This is a genomic window from Leptotrichia sp. oral taxon 223 (genome assembly GCF_013394795.1).
Lineage (GTDB): Bacteria > Fusobacteriota > Fusobacteriia > Fusobacteriales > Leptotrichiaceae > Leptotrichia.
The window spans coordinates 1,485,738-1,508,865 of record NZ_JABXYU010000001.1 but is presented as its reverse complement, the minus strand read 5'-3'; the positions used below and the strand labels follow the sequence as shown (position 1 = coordinate 1,508,865).

The 23,128-nt window shown below is 32.6% G+C and carries 19 protein-coding genes and 3 tRNA genes; all 22 read right to left on the bottom strand.

Features of this window, described 5'->3' with window-relative positions:
- Nucleotides 1-27 precede the first annotated feature (27 nt).
- Nucleotides 28-1,317 (bottom strand): glutaredoxin domain-containing protein, encoded by a 1,290-nt coding sequence (locus tag HW275_RS07385; protein WP_178935918.1) that lies wholly within the window; start codon nt 1,315-1,317, stop codon nt 28-30.
- Nucleotides 1,318-1,338: 21 nt separating this feature from the next.
- On the bottom strand, nt 1,339-1,707 hold the full coding sequence (acpS, locus tag HW275_RS07380; RefSeq protein WP_178935917.1) for a holo-ACP synthase: 369 nt from the start codon (nt 1,705-1,707) through the stop codon (nt 1,339-1,341).
- A 744-nt stretch (nt 1,708-2,451) separates the two neighbouring features.
- Nucleotides 2,452-3,690, bottom strand: a complete 1,239-nt coding sequence (gene tyrS, locus HW275_RS07375; protein ID WP_178935916.1) for a tyrosine--tRNA ligase — start codon at nt 3,688-3,690, stop codon at nt 2,452-2,454.
- 55 nt (nt 3,691-3,745) lie between these two features.
- Nucleotides 3,746-4,672 (bottom strand): phosphatidate cytidylyltransferase, encoded by a 927-nt coding sequence (locus tag HW275_RS07370; protein WP_178935915.1) that lies wholly within the window; start codon nt 4,670-4,672, stop codon nt 3,746-3,748.
- Complete coding sequence (gene uppS / locus HW275_RS07365; protein WP_178935914.1) at nt 4,662-5,471, bottom strand: polyprenyl diphosphate synthase; 810 nt, start codon at nt 5,469-5,471, stop codon at nt 4,662-4,664. The genes HW275_RS07370 and uppS overlap by 11 nt, the downstream gene beginning before the upstream one ends.
- Before the next feature lie 251 nt (nt 5,472-5,722).
- Nucleotides 5,723-8,005 carry a primosomal protein N' gene (gene priA, locus HW275_RS07360; protein WP_178935913.1) on the bottom strand — a complete coding sequence of 761 codons (2,283 nt, stop codon included), beginning with the start codon at nt 8,003-8,005 and terminating at the stop codon, nt 5,723-5,725.
- Between the two features lie 48 nt (nt 8,006-8,053).
- Entirely contained in the window at nt 8,054-10,162 is a 2,109-nt protein-coding gene (locus HW275_RS07355) for a penicillin-binding transpeptidase domain-containing protein (RefSeq protein ID WP_178935912.1), read from the bottom strand.
- A 22-nt stretch (nt 10,163-10,184) separates the two neighbouring features.
- Nucleotides 10,185-11,621 (bottom strand): Asp-tRNA(Asn)/Glu-tRNA(Gln) amidotransferase subunit GatB, encoded by a 1,437-nt coding sequence (gene gatB, locus HW275_RS07350; RefSeq protein ID WP_178935911.1) that lies wholly within the window; start codon nt 11,619-11,621, stop codon nt 10,185-10,187.
- Between the two features lie 62 nt (nt 11,622-11,683).
- Nucleotides 11,684-13,147 carry an Asp-tRNA(Asn)/Glu-tRNA(Gln) amidotransferase subunit GatA gene (gatA, locus tag HW275_RS07345; RefSeq protein ID WP_178935910.1) on the bottom strand — a complete coding sequence of 488 codons (1,464 nt, stop codon included), beginning with the start codon at nt 13,145-13,147 and terminating at the stop codon, nt 11,684-11,686.
- A gap of 21 nt (nt 13,148-13,168) precedes the next feature.
- Nucleotides 13,169-13,468, bottom strand: coding sequence for an Asp-tRNA(Asn)/Glu-tRNA(Gln) amidotransferase subunit GatC (gene gatC, locus HW275_RS07340; protein ID WP_178935909.1), 300 nt, complete (start codon nt 13,466-13,468; stop codon nt 13,169-13,171).
- Between the two features lie 19 nt (nt 13,469-13,487).
- A complete protein-coding gene (locus tag HW275_RS07335) occupies nt 13,488-14,054 on the bottom strand; it encodes a zeta toxin family protein (RefSeq protein WP_178935908.1) in 567 nt (188 codons plus the stop codon).
- Nucleotides 14,054-14,254, bottom strand: coding sequence for a hypothetical protein (locus HW275_RS07330; RefSeq protein ID WP_178935907.1), 201 nt, complete (start codon nt 14,252-14,254; stop codon nt 14,054-14,056). The genes HW275_RS07335 and HW275_RS07330 overlap by 1 nt, the downstream gene beginning before the upstream one ends.
- A 20-nt stretch (nt 14,255-14,274) precedes the next feature.
- The gene (locus HW275_RS07325; RefSeq protein WP_178935906.1) at nt 14,275-14,853 is read right to left on the bottom strand and encodes a hypothetical protein; all 579 of its coding nucleotides are present in this window, start codon (nt 14,851-14,853) and stop codon (nt 14,275-14,277) included.
- 38 nt (nt 14,854-14,891) lie between these two features.
- Nucleotides 14,892-15,554, bottom strand: a complete 663-nt coding sequence (locus HW275_RS07320; RefSeq protein WP_178935905.1) for an HAD-IB family phosphatase — start codon at nt 15,552-15,554, stop codon at nt 14,892-14,894.
- 24 nt (nt 15,555-15,578) lie between these two features.
- The gene (locus tag HW275_RS07315) at nt 15,579-16,265 is read right to left on the bottom strand and encodes a pseudouridine synthase (protein WP_178935904.1); all 687 of its coding nucleotides are present in this window, start codon (nt 16,263-16,265) and stop codon (nt 15,579-15,581) included.
- 138 nt (nt 16,266-16,403) lie between these two features.
- A complete protein-coding gene (gene scpB / locus HW275_RS07310; RefSeq protein ID WP_178935903.1) occupies nt 16,404-17,030 on the bottom strand; it encodes an SMC-Scp complex subunit ScpB in 627 nt (208 codons plus the stop codon).
- A gap of 120 nt (nt 17,031-17,150) precedes the next feature.
- Nucleotides 17,151-18,197 carry a rod shape-determining protein gene (locus HW275_RS07305; protein WP_178935902.1) on the bottom strand — a complete coding sequence of 349 codons (1,047 nt, stop codon included), beginning with the start codon at nt 18,195-18,197 and terminating at the stop codon, nt 17,151-17,153.
- A 162-nt stretch (nt 18,198-18,359) separates the two neighbouring features.
- Nucleotides 18,360-20,933 (bottom strand): DNA translocase FtsK, encoded by a 2,574-nt coding sequence (locus HW275_RS07300; RefSeq protein WP_178935901.1) that lies wholly within the window; start codon nt 20,931-20,933, stop codon nt 18,360-18,362.
- A gap of 460 nt (nt 20,934-21,393) precedes the next feature.
- Nucleotides 21,394-22,614 carry a bifunctional glucose-1-phosphatase/inositol phosphatase gene (gene agp, locus HW275_RS07295; RefSeq protein ID WP_178935900.1) on the bottom strand — a complete coding sequence of 407 codons (1,221 nt, stop codon included), beginning with the start codon at nt 22,612-22,614 and terminating at the stop codon, nt 21,394-21,396.
- 208 nt (nt 22,615-22,822) lie between these two features.
- Nucleotides 22,823-22,898: transfer RNA gene (locus HW275_RS07290), tRNA-Phe, on the bottom strand.
- Between the two features lie 3 nt (nt 22,899-22,901).
- A tRNA-Asp gene (locus tag HW275_RS07285) sits at nt 22,902-22,978 on the bottom strand.
- Nucleotides 22,979-22,985: 7 nt separating this feature from the next.
- Nucleotides 22,986-23,061 (bottom strand) — tRNA-Val (locus HW275_RS07280).
- Between the last annotated feature and the right edge of the window lie 67 nt (nt 23,062-23,128).

The window sequence follows — 23,128 nt, the reverse complement described above, 5'->3', positions numbered from 1 at the left end:
TAAATTATTGATTTTTCTCGTTCCAATTTACATTATAAGCAAACTAGGCTTGATCAACATTATTAATCCTAAAATTATCATTAAAATTCCACCAAACAAATTTACCCATTTTGAATATTTTGTAGTTAATTGCAGTTTATTTATGCTCATTAGGGCAAAACCGAAAACTATTATGTCGTCTACCATATATCCAATTATATAAATAAATGTATAAAATTGTCTTATCCAGAAAGGAACTTCATTTATTTGAAGAATTTTTGTATATGTTTGTGGTATTCCAATTGAGCAGGCAAACTCTATCACATTTACTGAAAGTGCCAAACCAATTATTCCAAGCGCTGTCAGCAATGTAAATGGTTTATTGGCTATATCTTTTACTTTTCTTGAAATTTTTGCCCTTTGCTCCAAATCTGTCACTTCACATTCTAGTGTGTCACCTTTTTTCAAATAATTTTTAATAAAGAAAATTCCGCCAGCAATTCCGACAATCCCGACAATTGGAGTTACCCATTTATCTAGCCCTACAAAATCCCATGTATAAATCCACGCATTTAAAATCAAAAAATACATAACAGCTTCGGCTAAAATAAACAGTCCTGCCACTCTAAACATTTTCACTTTATTTCCAACCGCAATCAGAGCTGTCAGAAATAAAACTAAAACCCACATAGCGCAAGGATTAAATCCGTCAATTGTTCCTAAAATTATTGACATCGTAAATAAAGAGTAATTTGTCAAGTCAATCGTTTTATTAATAATTGGAATATTTACAAGCACCTGATTTTTAACGCCTTTCGTAAGTCCCGGCACCTCACATACAGTATCTCCTGTACAAACTGCGCCATTACTGCTTACATTTCCGTTCTGCCCACTTTCCACGTATTCCTTCAAAGTCAAAATTTTATCTTTAGCCTTTGCTGAATTTATCAAACTTTCAATTTCTTTTCCAGTTGTATCTGCCGTATTAAAACCTTGAATAATATGTCCATCAATATAAATAATTGGAGTCCCTTTCACAAGTTTTAACTTTGATGTAGTTTCATCAAAAAATGCCTTGTTTTCCTCATTTTCATCAATTTTATGCTCCACATATTCAAAATCATCCCTTTTAGTCGACAGTTCCTTCAAAAATTTCTCCAGATTTGCACAATTTTTACAGTCTTTTCTCCCGAAATATTCAATTTTTACTTTCTTTCCCTGACTATTTCCAGCAGAATAATTAATCTGATTCACCAAAAACATACTAAAAATCAAAATTATCAATGCAAACACTCTACTTTTATCTAACCTAGCCTTAAAATCTTTTCTCCAAAACATCTTTTTTCCACCTTTCTTTTTTTATTTTTTATAAATAATTACCGTACTGACCGCATACTCCCTGCTATGTGAAATGCTAATCTGTATCGTAAGTCCCTGAACCTTTTCCTTTATTGCATTATAAAACACCACATAAGGCTTTCCCAGCTTATCATTCAAAATCTCAATATCACTTAGCGAAAACCCATGCACCCCAGTCCCAAACGCCTTGGAAACCGCCTCTTTCGCAGCAAATCTGCCCGCAAAGCTGGCATATGGATTCTTTTTTTTCTCAATATGCTCAATTTCTTTTTCAGTATAAACTTTCCTTTTAAAAAGGCTTGTCTGATTAATTGCCTTTTCAATTCGGGATATTTCAATAATATCTGTCCCGATACCGTATATTTCCATATTTCTCATCTTCCTTCATTTTCTATTTATTTAAAAACTAATTTTATGAATAATTATTTTTTTATTTATATAGCTATCTTTCTTTTTAATAAAATTATTTGTTATAATCAAATAAAAATGTCGTGATTTTTTGGAAATAAAATCGACTGTTTGAGCGAAGTTTTACGTAGCGAGTTTCGATTTTGTTTTCAAAAAATGCTTAGACAAGCGGGGATTAGTGCGTAGCACTTTCGCCAAAATCTTCAGATGTTATAATTTGAAGAAATTGAAATAACTAATATTGCGAAATAAAAGGGGATGGCGACTGTTCCCCTTTGCTTTATAAAAAAATAAAAGAATTAACTATTAATAACAAAAAATTTATGTTTTGCTATTGTTAGATTATACTACAAATTTTTAAAAATACAAAATTTATAATAAAACTCATTTAAAAATAGAAATTAATTCTTATAATAGCATTGTTTGATACCTAATTCAAAATTATTCAACTAAATTGTTTTTTATTATTTTTCGCTCATTTTGATTAATAAATATTTTTCCATATTACTATATTTTTTCTTTTTTATTTTTTAAAAGATGAAAATTATATCTTAAATTACTTGAAATATTAGGTTTTTATCCTTTACTATAAAAGTTTATAATAAATTCGTTATTTAAACAGAGTTTAGTATTAATATTTATTAAAAAAAAACTCTACATAAGAAAGAACTATTCCTAAATAGAGATTTTTTATTTTAAAATTTACTATTTCACTTTCACAATTTTCTTTTTCCCAGCCCTAATAATCATTCCGCTTTCGACATTTACATTTGCCTTAATATCTTTTATCGCCTCATCATTTATTTTAAATCCACCTTGTGAAATTAGCCTTCTTGCCTCACTTGTTCCTCCAAGTAATTTTGCTTCTTTTACAAGCAAGTCAATTACATTAATTTCTCCATAAGGAACTTCCACTTCTGGCAAATCTACGTCAAGATTTCTTTTACTGAATACGTTTTCAAACCAGTTTCTTGCTTCCTTAGCTGCTTCTTCACCGTAATAAATTTTTACAACTTCTGCTCCTAATTGTTTTTTGGCTTCCATCGGATGTAAACTTCCATTTGCGATTTGAGCTTTAATTTCGTTAATTCTTTCAAAAGGAACCTCTGTTATCATTGTGTAGTAATTTTCCATTAGTTCATCTGAAATTGACATAACCTTACCAAACATATCATTTGGAGTGTCTTTTACGCCAATGTAGTTTCCAAGTGATTTAGACATCTTTTCCACTCCGTCAAGCCCTACCAGAATTGGCATTATCATACAGACTTGCTGCTCCTGCCCAAAGTTTTTCTGTAAATCTCTTCCTCTTAGTAAATTAAATTTTTGTTCTGTTGCTCCCAATTCCACATCAGCTCTCAGCTCAACCGAATCATACCCTTGTAAAATTGGATACATAAACTCGATTAACGAAACTGGTTTGTTTTCAGCCAGTCTTTTTGAAAAATCCTCTCTAGAAATCATTTGCGACACAGTAAACTGCGATAGTAAATTTAAAGCATCCGAAAGCGATAATTTTTCAAACCAGTCAGCATTATAGACAACTTTTATTTTATCCAAGTCCAATATCAATTTTACTTGATCCAAGTATGTTTTGATATTCTCACTTACTTGCTCCTCCGACAACATCTTCCTAGTTTCAGATTTTCCAGTTGGATCCCCAATTCTCCCTGTAAAAGTTCCAATCAAAAACAGCACCTCATGTCCCAAATCTTGAAATTGCTTCAATTTTCTTAAAGGTACAGCATGTCCCAAATGCAGCTCCGAACCTGTCGGATCTATCCCCAATTTAACCCGTAGCGGAGTATTAGTTGAAATTGATTTTTCCAACTTTTTCTTAAATTCATTCTCATTAATTATTTCATCGCACCCACGGCTCAAAATATTAAATTGTCTTTCTACTTCGTTTTTTACTTCTGTTTCATTATTTCTATCTATGCTCATTTTTATTTTTTCTCCTTCTTCTGTTTTATTTTTTTATCTATTCAATAACTTGATTTTATAAATACGCTACGTATTTCATAAAATAATACACAATTGGCAATACAAATAATGCACTGTCAAATCTATCCAAAAATCCACCGTGTCCCAAAAGCAAATTCCCAGAATCCTTTACTCCCAATTCTCTTTTTATTTTTGATTCTACCAGATCTCCCAGTTCGGCAAAAATGCCTATTGCAAGTGCAAGGATAAAGGCTTTTAAGCCGCCAATGGCAACGTAATCGTAATTTACGGAACAGCTTTTTGAGAGAAATGAGATTCCGCATACAAAATTTGCTATAAATAAATATATTTTGTCAAATGATAAAATTACTAAAAATACTCCCAAAATCCCTGCTATCGCACCTTCAATTGATTTTTTAGGGCTGATTTTTGGTGCAAGCCTATGTTTGAATACTTTTCCACCGATGGCCATTCCGACAAGGTAGGCAGAAATGTCGCATGCCCAGATTAACATAAATGTCATTACAACTAGAATATTCCCATTTAAAAATTCGTATTTTATCAGCAAAATATGTGAAAATAAATATGAAACATAGATTATTCCAAACAATGTGTAGGAAATTTCTGCCATTGCATTTTGAATTTTTACCTTTAAAACCTGCCTTAGAGACAGAAGAATTATTGCAAATACGATAAATCCGCCCATATCAAAGTTTATCTGCTTGAAAAGGGCAAATTTGAAATATGAAAAAATATTTTTTGAATTTTCCTGAAAATATATTGCAACTGGCAAAAACAGTCCAAGCCCCATTCCAATCCTGCTTGCCACCTCAAAGCCCTTGTCCTTTAACATTTTATAAAATTCAAACAGCGACATTCCAATTATTACAAGCGTAAATACTAGAAACATCACATTTCCCTTTAAAAATATCCACAAAAGGAAAGGTACAAATAACAAAATAATAAATAATCTACTTAACATTCAGTCCTCCGTATCTTCTATCTCTTTTATTAAAGGATAAAATAGCTTTATCTAATTCTTTTTCATCAAAATCGGGCCAGTAAACATCTGTTATGTAAAACTCTGAATAGGCAACTTCCCAAAGCAGAAAATTACTTATTCTAAATTCTCCGCTTGTTCTAATTACAAGCTCTGGATCTGGAATTTCTGGACGGTACATAAATTTAGAAAACTCTTCTTCTGTAATCCTCAAATTTTCATTTTTATCCACAAATCCATTCAGCTCTTTTTCCGTAACATTCAGCCCGTTATTTTCATTATCAAACTGCCCTTCTGCTGTTCTGCCTGATTTGTCCATAAACTTAGTCTGCAAAACCTTGTTCACGGCATCAACAATTTCTCGGCGCCCGCCATAATTAAATGCTATATTAAAAATAATCTTATCACAATCTGCCAGATAATTTTCAGTTTCTTCAATTTTCTTTAATAATTTTTGTGAAATATTTTCCTTTGCCCCTGTAACAAGCAATCTAACGCCCTGTTTTTTCAAATTTTTCTTCTCTTTATCGAGATATTTCGCAAACAAGTCCATAAGCCCATTTACTTCCTTTTCAGGCCTCTTCCAGTTTTCAGTCGAAAACGCATACACAGTTAAATATTTCACGCCAATGTTCCCGGCATACTTTAATATCTTCTCAAGACTGCTAGCTCCAGCCCTATGCCCTTCCAGCCGAATCTTTCCACGCTCCTTAGCCCAGCGCCCGTTCCCATCCATAATAATGGCAATGTGCTCAGGAATCACCAATTCATCTCTATCCATATTATCCCTTTCAAGAATAAAAATATTATTGCTTTAATTATAACAGTCAAATCATTATTTTTCAAGGTGTTTGTAAAATTATTACATAAAAAAGAAGCAGAATCCAAAAAATCCCACTTCAAAATATACTCAAACCTATTTAAAATTAAACTATTAAAAATTATATAAATTTATGGTTTGAGTAAAATAGTCATAACTTTTGAGTTCAGTTTTAAAATAGTTTTACTATACATTAAGTTTTTTAAAAAAAATCACATCATATTTACAGGATCCACATCAATCGTTACCCTAACTTTCTTTTCCCTTTCCCGAAATTTGCCTGCACATTTTTTTATAATTTTCTTAATTTTCAAGATATTTTCTCTTTCAAATTTAAAAAATATCTGGTATCGGTATCTTCCGTTTATTTTGTAAATTGGGGATTTAAAAGCATCTGAGATAAAATCATTTTGAGTTAAATTCATAGCTGCATTTACATTTCTTATAATTTCTTCACGCAAAATTTTGGCTTTTTCCATTACCAAATTTTCTTCAGTTGCCGAAATTACCAAAATTATAATTCGTCCAAAAGGCGGATAATTTAACATTTTTCGCATAATCATCTCGTTTTTGTAATATCCTTCATAATCACTTTCGATTGTTTTTTTTATTACATCATTTTCACTATTAAAAGTCTGAATAATTACTTCTCCATCCTTTTCTCCACGTCCTGCACGCCCTGAAGCCTGTGTCAACAACTGAAAAGTCTTTTCTGAGGCTCGAAAGTCTGGAAAATTTAAGATTATATCAGCATTAATTATTCCAACTAATGTTACGTTTGAAAAATGCAGTCCCTTTGCGATAATCTGTGTTCCGAGCATTATGTCATATTTGTGATTTTTAAAATCATTGTAGGCTTTTTCATAATTTTGCTTTGTCTTTATGCTTTCAGAGTCCACTCTCACAATTCTCGCTGATGGAAATGCTATTGCCAGTTCCTCTTCAATTTTTTCCGTTCCAGCCCCAATTTGCCTCATTTTATGTCCGCCACATTCATCACACGTGTTGTCAAAACGTTTTTCATAGCCGCAGTAATGGCATTTGAGGCGATTGTCATATTTGTAATAGTTTAAGGAAATGCTGCAATTAGGACAAGTTGGAATATTTCCACAATCCTTGCATTTCAGCAAGTTTGAAAATGCCTTTCTGTTCAAAATCAAGATAACCTGCTCATTTTTTTGCAATGTCTGCGAAATCTTATCCAGCAGTTCTTCCGAAAAATTTTCCGTTGTTTCATTCAAATCCACAATTTCAAATTTTGGCAGTTTAGCATTTTTATACCGTTTTGTCAGCTCAATTAATTCAATATCGCCCTGCTGTGCCTGATAATACGTTTCAAAAGACGGTGTTGCCGAGCCTAGAATCACTTTTATCTTTTCGCTTTTTACAATTTCAGATTCTTCCAAATTATCGTTTTTCTCTAATTCACTATTTTTTTCAATTTTTTTATCTTTTTTTAAATTCTCATTTTGCAAAAATGCCCTTTTTATCGCCACATTTTTTACGTGATAACGTGGGTTATTCTCCTGCTTATACGTATTTTCGTGCTCCTCATCCACAATAATATATTTCAAGTTCTGAACAGGTGCAAAAACCGCCGATCTTGCCCCAATCACAATTTTCTTTTCGCCATTTCGTATGAAAGTCCACTCTTCCCGCTTTTCCCTGTCAGTAAGTTTGCTGTGAAGAATAGCCACTTCATTGTAAAATTCCTCCTCAAGCCTTTGTATCATCTGAACTGTAAGCGAAATTTCAGGCACTAGAAAGATACTCCCAAACCCTTGTTTTAAGGCTTCCTTTATCAAGTTAATATAAATTTCCGTTTTCCCTGAGCCAGTTATCCCCTTTAACAGAAAAATCTGTTTTTCACTATTTTTTATCGCATCCACAGCCTTCTGCTGCTCATCATTCAAAATAATTTCCTTTTCTACAATTTCACTTTTTTCCTTTTCGCTTTTTGAAATTTTAGAATTTAAAATCACTTTCTTTTCAATGGAAATAACCTTTTCATTTACCGCCTGTTCCACAATCTCGCTAGAAAAATTCTTTTTCAAAGTTGCGACGGTAACTTCCTGCCGTTTTTTCATATATTCATTAAATTTTTTCATTTCCTCAATTTTTTCCATTTCCAAAGTTTCATCATTTTCAGAAAATTCTTTTTGGAAAATGGCTTTTTTGGAATAATTTAACTTCAATGCTCCTGGATAAACCGCCTTTATTACGCTGTAATAATCACTTATGTAATAATTTTTTATCCATCTTATAAGCTGCATAATATCGGATGGAATGGACAAAACTGGGGCAACATCCTTAATTTTCTTCACTTTTGAAATATCAAACTGAATCTGATTTTCATTGGTAATTGCTACAATAAGCCCCATTTTATCCTTATTTATAAAATTAACAATGCACCATTGCCCAATTTCATATTTTTCTTCCGATTTATACGTGTATATTCCCTGATTATTCTCCACATAAATTTCATAATAATACATTTTTACCCCCTAAAATTGCTCCCTCAATTAATTTTATAAAAAATACTTTTATTCCAGCATTATCTGTATCTTTGTATGCTTATCAAGTTTAGTCCCTTTTTCAGGAAACTGCGACACAACCGCTCCACTTCCTGTAATCTCATACTGAGCAAACTTCCCTTGCGGATAAATCGACAAAAACTCCCTCAGACTGATTCCAGTTAAATCAGGCATAATATTTTTATCAAAATCCTGCTTTATCTTTCCTAAGTCCTTTTTCTTTTCTTCCTGCACAAATCCAATGTTCTTGTCAGGAGTTTTAACCTTTCCAATTGGCTGTATTCTCTTGTACTCAATTAATTTTTCCAATACTCTTTTTACTGATGGCAAGGCAACTTGAGCTCCATAATATTTCCCGCCTTTAGGTTCGCCAATAGTTATCAGTATAGCGTATTTAGGCTTATCTGCTGGAAAAAATGCAAAAAATGAACTGACATAGCTATTTTTATATCCATCCTTTCCTGCTTTCTGAGCAGTCCCTGTTTTCCCGCCGACACGGTAGCCAGGTATGTATGCCCCTTCACCAGTTCCACGATTTACGCTCGCTTCCATATACCTTCTATTTAGTCTTGACGCTTCATCACTAAACACTTTTTTTACCATAACAGGCTTATTCTGTTTCAATATGTTCCCCTTGCTGTCTTCTATCCTTTCCACCAGATAGGGCTTCATCAATTTACCATCATTAATAACTGTATTTAATGCCATTATCATTTGAATCTGCGTTATTGCAATTCCCTGTCCAAAAGCTATGTTGGCTCTTCTTACTTCATCTTTCAAAGTCTTAAACTCACGAAGCTTCTGCATTGATTCAAAATACGTATCTATGCCTGTTTTCCCGCTTAATCCAACATCAACTAAATAACGATAAAAAGTATTCTTGTTAATATCATTCTGTATCTTTACCATCGCTACATTTCCAGAATGTGCGACTATATCTGCTAAACCTAAACTTCCAGTCGTTGAGCTGTCGTGATCTCTTATTATTCTGTCATATACCCGGATTGAACCTGATGAATAAATTTTTGAATATTCATTAATTGCTTTTGAATCCAAACCTATAGCAACTGTTATAGGCTTAAATATTGACCCTGGTTCAAAAAAATCAGTAATTGGCCTGTTTTTTATGGTTGCCTTGTCTTCCGCCTTTGGATACGATGACATCGCCAATATTTTCCCGGTTTCCACTTCTATTAAAATTCCCATTGCCGAACTTGCGTTATTATCTACAAACGCCTTCTGCAACTCCTCATCAAGATTGTACTGCATAACACTGTCAAGTGTAAGTACAAGATTATTTCCTTCAACAGCAGTTTTTGCTTCATTTTTATTTTTCACTTTTACAATTTCCAAAAATGGCTTTGGTATTCTAAGCCGTGGCTCAACTCCCATTTCTCCTGCAAGCTGTTTATCATAATATTTTTCAATCCCGTAAACACCTTTATTTTCATTATTTACAAACCCAAGCGTTTCCTGAAAAGCATCATTTTGCACATAATTTCTTGTAAAAACCGTTTCAAAGACTATCCCTTTAAACCGTCTTTTATATTTTTCCTTTTTACGCTTCATTGCCTCATTTTTATCATTATCAATTTCCGACTCAATTTCAATTTTTGTTCTATACGAAATTTTATTATCTATCTTTAAATATTGACGGCCAGCCTTCTTTTTTTCCAGATATTCAAGTTTATATTTTTGAATATCCAAGGACTCAATATATCTTTTTAACATTTCCAGCAGTGTATCAATATTTTCCTCATCAATCAAAGTCGGATCAAGTATAACAAAATAGTCTTCATTGTCATATGCCAGAACTTGCCCGTCGCTCGTAGAAATTTTACCTCTTTTAGCTTTTTTATAGGTTTTGTAGGAATATTTTTTTTCTGAATCTTCCCTTATTTTTTCTCCACCTTTTGTCTGAAGATAGTAAACTCTTCCGATTAACGCTGCAAATCCTATAACTGTAAAAAGAAATATCAATACAAAACGCCCGTTAAATGTATTAAAATATTTAAACAACTTTTTTAAAATTTTTTTCAGCTTCTGTTTTTTTCTATTTTTTTCCATATTTGACTTTGCTCTGTCAATAATACTGCTTTTTTTATTACCCTTTTTCATTTTTCTCCTAATTTAACCAATATTAACCTTCAAGTCTTGCTAAAATCATTTCATTAATCATTTGCGGATTGGCCTTACCTTTAGAAAGCCTCATTGACTGTCCCATAAGATATTTTAGTGCATTGCTTTTTCCAGCCTTATAATCTTCCACAGATTGAGGATTTTCAACCAGTACCTGCTCTACAATCTTTTCAATTTCGCTGTTGTCTGTAATTTGCACAAGCCCTTTTTCCTTTACGATAATTTCAGGATCTTTATTTTCTGAAAGCAAAATTTCAAACACATCTTTTGCTATTTTTGAACTAATCGTATTCGCTTTTATCAATTTAATTAATTTTCCAATATTTTCAGGCTCAACAGAAAATTCCTCAATAGAGATATTTTTTTCTTTTAACACACGTAAAATTTCTGTTAATACCCAGTTTGCCGCAAGTCTTGCATCATCTGACACTTTTACAACTTGCTCATAATATTCAGCCAGTTCCTGCTCTGATGAAAGAGTCGCCGCTTCCATTTCATTCAATTTATACTCATTAATAAATCTTTTTGCCTTCTCATCTGCAAATTCAGGCATTTCATCTTTTACATTTGAAAGTCTTGATTCAGTAATGATAATCGCTGGCAAGTCAGGCTCTGGAAAATATCTGTAATCCATTGCTTCCTCTTTACTTCTCATCGGCTTTGTAACTGCATTTTCCTCATCCCAGAGTCTTGTTTCCTGAACTACACGCCCACCACTTTCAAGCACTTCAATTTGTCTGTTTGTTTCATACTCAATCGCCTTCACAACCGCCTTAAACGAGTTCAAATTCTTTGTTTCGGTTCTAGTCCCAAGTTTTGTTTCGCCTTTTTTTCTAACAGAAACATTAGCATCGCATCTAAGTGATCCAAGTTCCATACTTACATCACTGACTTTCGTATATTTCAGCCTATCCTTCAATGTATTCAAATAAGCATACGCTTCCTCAGCATTTTTTATCTCAGGCTTTGAAATAATCTCAATTAACGGCACAGAGGCTCTGTTATAATTCAGTAAAGTTTCAGAAGCCGTATGAATACTTTTCGCCGTATCTTCCTCAATCTGTATTCTTTCAATCCCGACACTTGCTTCCTTCCCACTATTTGTAGTAATTTTCAAAACTCCATTTTCAGCATAAGGCTTAAAAAACTGTGTTATTTGATAATTTTTTGGTGAATCAGGATAAAAATAATTTTTTCTATCAAAATAACTCTCCCTGTTTATCTCACACCCAAGTGCAAGTGCCGCCTTTATTGCATAATCCAATACTTTCTCATTCAACTTCGGCAAAGCCCCAGGCTGCCCTGTACAAATAGGACATACCGCAGTATTAGGCTCCTTATTATCATAATCCGCATCACAAGAACACCATACCTTCGTATTCGTTTTCAATTGACAATGCACTTCCAGTCCGATGACTGTTTCATATTCCATACTCATTTTTTATTTATTCCCTTTCTTTCATAAAATTTATTTTATCAAAATTCCTTTTCAAGACTTTTTTACAACTCAGGATATTCTATCTCTCCACGTTCCTTCTCAAATTTATTCGCCACATTGAACAGCAAGTCTTCCCTAAAGTAATTTCCAATCAGCTGTATTCCCACAGGAAGTCCATCTACAAAACCGCCTGGCACTGATATTGCAGGTAATCCAGCCATATTTATTGATACAGTAAAAATATCTCCCAAATACATCTGAACTGGATTAGTAACTTTTTCACCTTTTTTAAACGCTGTTGTTGGAGAAACTGGTGTCAAAATTAAATCAACTTCTGAAAGAACTCGCAAAAAATCATCTCTTATTAATCTTCTAACTTGCGAAGCCTTTTTATAATAAGCATCATAAAATCCAGAACTTAACACGTAATTTCCAATCATAATTCTACGTTTTACTTCATCTCCAAAACCTTCTGTTCGTGATTTTACATACATTTCTTCAATATTTTCATCACTTTTTCTAACTCCATATCTCACTCCGTCATATCTTGACAAGTTTGAAGCCGCCTCAGCCGATGAAATTATATAATAAGTGGAAATTGCGTATTTTGTGTAAGGCAACGATACTTCCTTCACTTCTGCTCCAAGTTTTTTCAATGTTTCCACAGTTTTATCCACAACTTCCTTTATTGATTTATCCAGTTCATCTGAAAAATATTCTTTTGGAAGCCCAATTTTTAATCCTTTTATATCTTTTTCAAGCAAAGATAAATAATCTGGCACTTCCACATCCGCAGTTGTCGGATCATTTTCATCATATCCTGAAATTATCTGCATAACTCTTGCCAAATCTTGCGAACTTTTTGCCAAAGCCCCAATCTGATCCAGCGAAGAACCAAATGCCATAAGCCCGTATCTTGAAACTCTTCCATAAGTTGGCTTTATCCCCACAGTTCCAGTCAAGCTCGCAGGCTGTCTAATACTTCCACCAGTATCTGTTCCCAAAGCAACAGGTATTTCACTAGCCGCAACCGCAGCAGCCGATCCTCCACTGCTTCCTCCTGGCACTCTTTCCAAATCCCAAGGATTAGATGCTGACTTTATAGACGAATTTTCATTTGAAGATCCCATCGCAAATTCATCCATATTAGCCTTTCCAACTAGTACTACTCCAGCTTCCTTCAACTTTTTCACAACAGTTGCATCATAAACTCCCACATAATTTTTCAAAATTTGCGAAGCCGCCGTTGTCAAATCCCCTTTTGAAACAATATTATCCTTCAACGCCACAGGCACTCCAAAAAGTCCTGTATTTTCATAATTTTTTCTTCCTTCTTCATTATTTTCTTCATCAATTTTTCGAGCCTGTTCCAATGCCTTCTCCTCAAAAATATTAGAAAAAGCCCCAATCTTATCTTCAACCGATTTTATCCTATCTAAAAAATTTCTTGTAACTTCTTCTGAAGTAATCTCTTTATTTTTTATCATTTCAGCCAGTTCACTAGCCGTTTTTTTGTATAAATTCATTTTTCCACCTTTCCAATTTTTCTAATTATCCGCATTTTCTCCAACAACTTTTGGCACAATTATAAATTCTTCATCCTTACTAGGCGAATTTTCTAAAATTTCCTTCTTAATTCCAGCATCCCTAACTTTATCTTCTCTCAATTTATCTTTTAAGTCCAACACATTAAAAAGTGGCTCTACATCAGTCGTATCAACACCATTCAACTCTTCCATATGCTCAAATATTTTATTCAAATCCACCCTAAATTTCTCAATTTCACTTTCTGAAAATTCCAATTTAGAAAGTGCTGCTATTTTTAAAACATCTTCTTTACTTAACATTTCTTCTCCTTATCTTAACTTAATTTATTGTATTTTCCATCCATTCTGGCAAATCATCTGATATTTTTATCACTTTTTTATCAATAATTCGCAATAATGTCCTAAATCTCACACTATTGTCATAAACTACAACATTATCAAATTTTTCCAGAATTTTCTCAAAATTCTTCAATGATTCCTCGTATCTTTTATCAACAACTTCATTTGGAATATGATGTCCGCCATCCGCCACTCTCTTTTTTATTCTCTCTTTTGAAATATCAGGACTTCCAACACCAACATAAAATAAATGCAACTTATAATTTTTTTCTCTTGCTTTATCAATCAACTTTAAAATTGTTTTACCAGTCAAAGTAGTTTCTTCATTAAAGGAATTTCCTTTTTCCATACATTCATTTCTCAGTCCAACCGCAATTTTAGCCGCCTTTACCTGATCAATTTCACTATTCCATTTACCAATTTCTCTTACAATTTCATCACTATTTATTCTGAATGATTTTTTTACATTTCCATTCATTGCGTTAAACAGCGTAGTTTTCCCCACCCCATTCACACCTGCAAACAAATAGAAACTTTTATTCTCCATCAAAACACACCCTTTTCAATCAATTCTTTCTGTTTTTCTTGTATCAGAAAATCTTGCAAGTTCACATAAAAATCAATATTTTTAGAATTTTCAGTGTTTTTCAGCAATTTATTAAAATCTTCATAATTTAGTGATTCAAGTAATTCTTTTAATTCCATATTGTCAATATTTTGATTTTTAAACAGTTCTTTTAATTTCATAAATACACCATTTCCTAATTTTAAAATATCAAATCTTCAAAATCAATATCTGAGACCCACCTGTTATCTTTTCTAACCATTGTAATATTTTTAGATATATTTTTTTTAGGTATTTTTGATATAGAAATTTTTGATATTTCTTTTACTCTGTCTTTTTCTTTGTTAGTAAATAAACGATTACTTTCCAGTCTATTCTCACCAAATTCTTTTACAAATATCTTTCCAAATTCATTAAATGCCTTTTCATTTTCTTCTTCATCTAAAAAGGTTAAATTTAATGTAACTTCTATTTTATCTTTTGTAATATAAGATACATTTTCAATCGTATATTTAAAATCCATTGCGGCTTCTTTACTAAAAATATACAAAGCCGTATAGTAATTATTTTTACTATTTTCCATTTCGTAAAAATCAATAATTTTTTCTCCTAATTCATCCAGAGATTTTTTCCTTTTACTTTCTATTTCCTGCATTATTAAATTTCTATCATTTTTTTGTTCAATTTCAGACACAGTTATATTTTTAGTTAAATTATTATCCAAACTTTTAGCAATTCCTAAATTAAAAATTATTATTGATAAAATTAGTATTTTTTTCATAAATTTTAACCACCTGTATTTGGTATTTCTAATATTTTTTAATAAGAAGTATTATTTCTCCACTCCAAAATCTCATTAAAATTCTCAAACTCAAAAAACTCAATTCCATTCTCTTTACAAAACTTAATCGCCCTAGTCCCTTTTCTCACAAAAGCAAAATCAGCCACTTCCAATGCCTTGTAATCAGATGGACCGTCGCCCACAAAATAAGTTATGTAACCCTGCTTCTGATAATTTTCCACAGCTTCCTTCTTATCAACACCGTAATAGCCTTCCCTGTCTAAAAATGGATTTTCCACAGTAATTTCGTTTTTATCAGCTCCGTTAAATTTTAAATCATTCGAGATAACTTCGCTGTCTGGCAAGTTTATTCCATATTTTGACAGAGTTCCCTGCACATTCAGCCTTGCACCTGCACTCACAATTTTAAATTTAATTCCACTTTTTGCAAAATTTATAAAAGTTTCGTCGATTGGCACATTTTCCTGCAAAGTCTTAATATACTGCTCTTTTGTAATATTTAGGGAACCTAGCCCATTTTTTATAAATTCTCTTATGGAAAACTCTCCGGCTCTGTATCTTTTTCGCAGTTCTTTTTTAAATTCAGGCTGGTGTGTTTCAAGTAAGACGTCTGTTGAGTCCTTTTTGCTGATTGTTATGTCAAAATCTATTAAAAATATTGATTTTTTATTACTTTCCAATTTTTTCCCTCCTGCCAGAAAATTTTATAAATTTTTCAGATATTTGATTTCATCTTCATTCAAGGCACGATATTCTCCCACTTGCAAATGTCCAAGCGTAAGTTCTCCCACTTTAATCCGTTTCAATGAATTAACCGTGTATCCTAATGTTTCCAGCATTTTTCTTATCTGTCTGTTTCTTCCCTCAAAAATCGCAATTCTAAGTTCCTTTTTATCAATTTTCTTAACTTTCGCAGGTGCAGTCCTTTTTCCATCAATCACAACTCCATACTGTAGTGCCTCAATATCCTTATCTTCAAGTTCACGACTCACTTTTGCAATATAGCTTTTGTATAATTTTTTTCGTGGGTGCATTACATGATTGTATATATCCCCATCATTACTGATTATGATTAACCCTTCCGTCATAAAGTCCAGCCTTCCATAAGTAAAAAGTCTGGCACGTGATTTTATAAAGTCCACTGCAAGTTTACGTCCGAATTTGTCCTCATTTGAACAAAGCACTCTTTTTGGCTTGTTTAAAATATAGTATTCATATCTTGTGTTAAGTCTTACTCTTTCTCCGTCAATTCTGACAACATCCTCAGGTTTCACATCCATCCCGATAATTGCTTCGTGCTTATTTACTGTAACTCTTCCTTCATTTATCAGCTCATCAGCCTTCCTACGTGAACAAAATCCCGTTTCAGCTATAAATTTATTTAATCTCATTCTATTTACCTCATATCTTTATTTTTTAATTTTTATTTCAGATTTATTCATTTAACTACTTTTTTTATTTGTTTTTATTCTAACGAAATTTTGCTTAATAACTCTTTATCAAAAAAACCATTACAATTAAATCCAAATTTACTCTTTATTTTCTGCCTTCTCATCTTCCCTGTAAAGCAGCTCAATTTTTTGAAACTGCTCACTTCCTGGCAGTTCCTGTTTCCCATGAATATTCAGATAACTGTAAAAATCATCTGTCACTTCGTATAAATTCGGTGTTCCAGCCGTCTTTTTCCGTCCAGAAATATAAATTAGTTTTCTTTCCAGCAGGTTTGACATGGTTGTATCCACACCGACACTTCGGATTTGCTCTATTTCAGCTTTTGTTATAGGCCCTTTGTATGCAATGATTGCCAATGTTTCCATTGCTGAACGGGATAGTTTCTTTAATTTCATTTCTGGATTAAAAAATTTTTTTACATCAAAGCCAAAAAGCGGATTTGACACTAGACATGCAATTCCATTTTCAATTTTTAAATTTATTCCAGTATTTTTTCTTTTTTCCCTTAAATTATTCAGCACTTCTTCCATCTCAAAGCTTTCCATCCCATAAAACTGCGCCAGTTCTTTAATTGTTATCATTTCCTTTGACAAAAAGATTATCGCTTCCACCTTTTCTTCAATATCAGCAATTTTATTTCCTACTTCAGGCACAGCTTCCTTATTTTTTTTTTCTTCAATTTCTTTATTTTCAAACTTTTCCATATTCTACCATTTATCTTTATTATTTTCTTTTTATTAATAAACTTGCTATTTTGCGTTAATAGGGGAATTCTCCTTTAACTGTAACTTCAGAAAATTCCCCTAAATTTCTATATTATTCAATTAATATTCGTATGTTGGTGAAATAATAATATTTTTATATTTGTTAAAATCAGTCAATACTTCAGCAATTCCTGTTACTACAGCATGAATCGCATCATCTCCAACTGTAACCTGTAATAATAGCTCCTCCTCTATTCTCTCTTTCAAGATTCTTATTCCAGCTCCACCACCAGATAGAAAAATTCCTGTTTCATAAATATCTGCTGCTACTTCAGGCTCAATTTCCTCTATTGTAAGTCTTACTTCATCAATAATCGCATCAATATGTCTTTTTATTGCTCCATCAATTTCAGATGCTTTTATTTTCAGACTTTTCGGTAATCCAACACCTAATTCACGCCCTCTGATTTCATACTCATAATCAGGATCATCCTGACTTATCGTATTCATTTTTAATTCTTCCGCTGTTCTCTCACCAATTAACAGATTATGTGCATCCTTTACATATTCCATAATATCTTCATTCAAATGATCTCCAGCAATTTTAATTGATTTTGATAATGCCGCTCCGCCAGATACAATAAATGCAATTTCCGTAGTTCCTCCACCTATATCGACAATCAGATGCCCTTTCGGTTCAAACAAGTCAATTCCAACACCAATTGCAGCCGCTATCGGTTCCTCAATCAAGTAAACCTCTTTTGCTCCTGCATCTTTTACAACTTCAATTACAGCTCTTCTTTCCACTTGTGTAACTCCACTTGGAACACAGATTATAACTCTTGAACTTTGAAACTTATCTTTTTTTATTCTATGTAAAAATTCTTCAAGCATTCTTTCAGTAACTTCATAATTTGAAATTACTCCATTTTTTAACGGACGGATAATTTCAGTATGTTTTGCAGTTCTTCCAATGATTTCCTTAGCTTTTTCACCAATATGCTCCAATTCTTCAGTTTTTTTGTTAATTGCAACATAAGTTGGCTCATCTACTTGGATTCCCTCACCTTTTACATATACAACCGTATTTGCCGTTCCCAGATCAATAGCTATATCTCGTGTAGCTTTTGGCGCTATGTTTGCCTTAAAAATATCAAAAAATTTCATCTATTCTATCTCCTTCATTTTATTTTTTACTTTAAAGTAGCTTTATTGAATTATTTTAATTTCATTATTAAATCTATTTTACCATTTTTTTCAAATATACTCAAGCAACTTTAATATCGAATTTTTATAATCTCAAATATTATTGTAAAATTTATTTATTTTTTAATCAAGTTCATCAATATTATCTCCTATTAACTGATTGTCATAATTGATAATCCCATGTTCCTTCAACTGGTCGTAAATTCGTGAAGCCCTGTTAAATCCTATCTTCAATTTACGCTGTAACATTGAAATAGATACTTTCTCCTCCTGTTTCACAATATTTACTGCATTTTCAAAAAATGGATCAATATCAATTGTTTCATCTTCAACTTCTTCCAGAATTTCATTTCTATATTTCACCTTTTTAGCAGATTTTAGCGTATCCGTCAAATTTTTAACTTCCTCATCTGAAATATATGCCCCCTGTATTCTCTGCAATTTTGATGAACCGTTAGCAAGAAGCAGCATATCTCCCTGTCCTAGCAGCTTTTCAGCTCCTGCGGTGTCAAGTATTGTTCTTGAGTCAACTTGCGATCTTAAGGCAAATGAAATTCTGCTTGGCAGGTTGGCCTTTATCATTCCTGTGATAACATCGGTGGATGGACGCTGTGTCGCTACAACCAGATGTATTCCAACGGCTCTTGCCTTTTGCGCAATTCTCGCTATGGATTCTTCCACGCTTCCAGACGCAACCATCATAAGATCTGCCAATTCATCAATTATTATGACAATATATGGCATTTTTTCTACATAACTCAGATTATTGTAACCTTTTATATTTCTCACGCCATTTTCCATAAGTTTCTTGTATCTGTTTTCCATCTCATTCACTGCCCATTTCAATGCTATTGCAGCTTGATGAGGATCTATAATTACAGGTACAAGCAAATGTGGAATGTCGTTATATGGCATAAGTTCCACCATTTTCGGATCCACCATTATAAATTTTACTTCATTTTCAGACTTTTTAGAAATCAATGTTGAAATCAGTGTATTTACAGCAACCGACTTCCCCGAACCTGTCTGTCCTGCAATCAGTAAATGCGGCATTTTCGCAATATCTATAAATTTATCCCGTCCAACAATATCTTTTCCTAATATTACCTTTAATTCTCCGCTGTCCAGTTCCTTATTCTTTATAATATTTGAAAAATGAACAGGCTCCTTTATTTTATTTGGAGTTTCAATCCCAATAGTATTTTTCCCTGGAATCGGTGCTTCTATACGAATGCTTTCCGCCGCCAGATTCATTGCTATGTCATCTGAAAGTCCAGTAACTTTACTTACCTTCACACCTTTTGGAATAATAATTTCATATCTCGTAATGGTAGGCCCGTATTCATAATTCACAACCTTCGCTTCCACTCCAAATTCCTTTAGCACATTTTCCAGATGACTCACATTTTCCCTTATACTTTTTTCAATCTGCTCCTTCTTTTTCAAATCCATCGGTTTTGATTTAAAAATTTCAGAAATTGATTTTTTCACAACATCATCATATCCTTGATTATTGTCAAACATAGCATTCACTTTTTTCAGCTCTTCCTCAAATCCCTTTTCTACAGCCTCCGTATTCTCAAATGCCTCAAGTTTTGGAAACTCCTGAAAGTTCGGATCCATATGTGCAGAATTAGCGGTCGCTTCCCGTCTTAACGGTGTCACGATTTCCAATTTAGGTTCCCTCTTGCCTTCTTTATTTTCTTTGTCCACTTCTTCTGTTCTTGCTTTTTCATCTTCAGCTTTTTCAGAATCTGATGATTTTACCTTTTGATTTTCTGAATTTTCAGGATTTTTTATATTTTCCGATTTAATTTCTAGTTCTTTTGCATCATCTTTCTGTTCATCTGAATTTTTTTTAGGATTTGAATTTTGTAAATTTTTCTGTTTTTCCCTTTCCTTTTCTTCAAAAAGTTCAATCCATTCCTTTTCCTTTTCAGCAAGCTCTTCCTTTGAATAAACTTCCGTTTTTTGCAAAAAATTGTCCTTCGGTTTTTTAGCAATTTCAAAACTTAATTTTTCATTTCTTGACTGTATGATTTTTGCCTTTAACATTTCCCGCTGATAACGCTTATAATCTGTTTTTTTTAAGTTTTCTGCATATTTTTTGGCTGCCAGTTTTCTCTTTTTCTCTTTATATTCATCGCTCTTATAATATTTTATAACTTCCTTTAAAAGTTCATATCCCAGCTCAATCACATCCTTGACTAGCAGGCCTAAGAAAACTATTACTAAAACTGTTAATCCTATCAGCATAGCCTGCAAATGCAAAACGCTGTAAAACGGCATTGACAGCAGCGCTCCAGGTATTCCGCCACTTTCACGGTTAAATCCTATTTCCAGCAGTTTTCTCCCCGCTTCAGTAAAAGTGTTTGCCAGTGGAGTTCCCTTAACAACGGAACCTCTTATCAAAATCACTGACCAGCTTAAAAATAATCCGATGAGTGCGGCTATTTTTCCTTGTGTAACATGAATTCCAATTTTTTCATAAAAAAATATTATTATTCCGTACAGCATTGAAGCTATCGCTATAAACCACGTCATTTTCCCAAAAAACAGCGTAATTCCACTCAATATAAGCGAAAAAATATTTTCCCCAGCATTATCATTTAACATGCTGGATTTATTTGCCAACAGCAAAACCAGTATAAATCCCACAATAAACCAAATTATGCCCTCGATTTTTCTTTTATCCATTTCGTCATCCTTTCTACAAATTTTTAGTTCCCTATTATACAGCCAACAAACTTAAGTTGCAGCTTTTATAATAAATTTCCATCAAAAGCCGAACTTCAAAAGCTATGATCAAACTCCAAACCTATTCAATTTTTAGTTTTATTTAAAGAAAGTTCAAGTATATCTATAAATTTTACCAAACCTTTTACACAATATCATACATTATACTATATTTTTTCAATTTTGTCATTTTTTTTGTAGCAATATCATTCAAAATAAAACTTATAAATTCTAACTATTTGACTCAATTTTCAGGTTTATTCTGTCCACATTCCCCTATTTTTAAGCATTTCAAACAACTTATCCAATTCTTCTAATTCGCTTAGAATTTTACTTGCTTTTACCTAAAATTTCTATTTTTAACAAAAATAAAAAGAGCTATCCTGAACTGAAATAACCCTTTTTTTATAATTTCCAAATTTTAATTAAATTTTCGTAATTCTGTCATAAATTTAGAATACGGACAATATCCTTCTTTATCAATTTTACAATTTTTCATTTCTAAAACTGTATGTTTAGGTGGATTTTCCCTTGTCAATTTTTGTGTTTCCCTTATTTGGCTCAATGTCTGATACAAATATTCAACTTTTACTTTTTTTTCTCCTGTTTTTTTATCTTTCCAAATTTCAAAGAATACTTTTCCACCAATTGGAGTTTTTTCAACTTGCTCTTCCAATTTATAATCTTTAAAACCTAAAGCGGCAAGCATGGCAACTATATTAGAATCATGCCCCACCAGCACTGTTACTTTGTGATTTGACGAATTTATATCGTTATAAATGTATTTTATCAACGGTGCAGCCACGTTTTTGGCTACTTTATCTGTTGCAAATAACAAATCTTCATATCCATTTTTTATATCTGTTATTTTTTGCCATTTTTCCCTTGTATTTATATTATTTCCAACAATTTTATCCAGCGGATATCCTTCATAATATTGCAATAACAGGGCATCTCCAAGCTGTGTTCCCAATTTTAACGGTCCATCTACTCCTGGTTCCTTATCTTTTTCAATTTTCAATGTCCCTTCCTCATTAAAAAATTTACATTTTCCTTCCTTTAAGCATTCTTCAGATTTCGTATAGTTAATTACATCACTTAACAAGGAATATGAACCTTTTAATTCCTGATTCTGTTTCTTCAAATTCATCCCTTTTAACGCTTCTTCCTTAAATCTGGCATTATCAGTTGTAATTACTGGATTAAACACAGGATCCATTTTCCCTATTTCCATTTTATGCTCTGTTTTAATATCACATCCTGGAAATATCCCAGTTGTAAGTGATTGCCCAGTTGCGATTGTTCTTTGCAGGCTATTTGTATAAATTTGAGCATTATCAGGACTCAGGCATTCTCCTCTTTTTATAACTTCATTTTGTATTAACCAGTCATTTATATACTGTCCAAAATAAGTTTCCAGAATAGCGCCTTTTTTTGTCAAATGACTTGCAGGCACATCCCAGTTCTCCCATTCATACGGAGTTACCTTCGACAATCTGCTCCCTGGCGACGTTAAAGGTGAACGCAGACCATGTCTGCTAAAAATCACAACCTTTTCCAGCTGCAAATTTTCACTGGAAAACATCATCAAACTACAAAAAACAAACATCAAAAATATCACAATTTTTCTTATTTTTGACATAATACCATCTCCCTATAAAAAATTTTCTTAATTAATTATAAATATTTACAACATTTTTTATTATCTTTAATTTTAATATTTGCTTAATTTCATTATTTATTATACCTTGAAATAGTGTTTTGTCAATTTTATATTTAAAAAAAATACAACCCATTATTTCTAACAGATTGCATCTATATATTATGAAAAGCATATTTAAAGCCAATTATGGTGCCCAGACGCGGAATCGAACCACGGACACAGGGATTTTCAGTCCCTTGCTCTACCGACTGAGCTATCTGGGCAAATGGCGGAAGTGACGAGACTTGAACTCGCGACATCTTGCGTGACAGGCAAGCACTCTAACCAGCTGAGCTACACCTCCATAAAAATGGTGGTCACAATTGGGCTCGAACCAATGACCCCCTGCTTGTAAGGCAGGTGCTCTCCCAACTGAGCTATGCGACCACGAAATTTTTTATTACTCAATAAGTATAGCACATTTTATTCAATATTTCAACTACTTTTTTCAAAA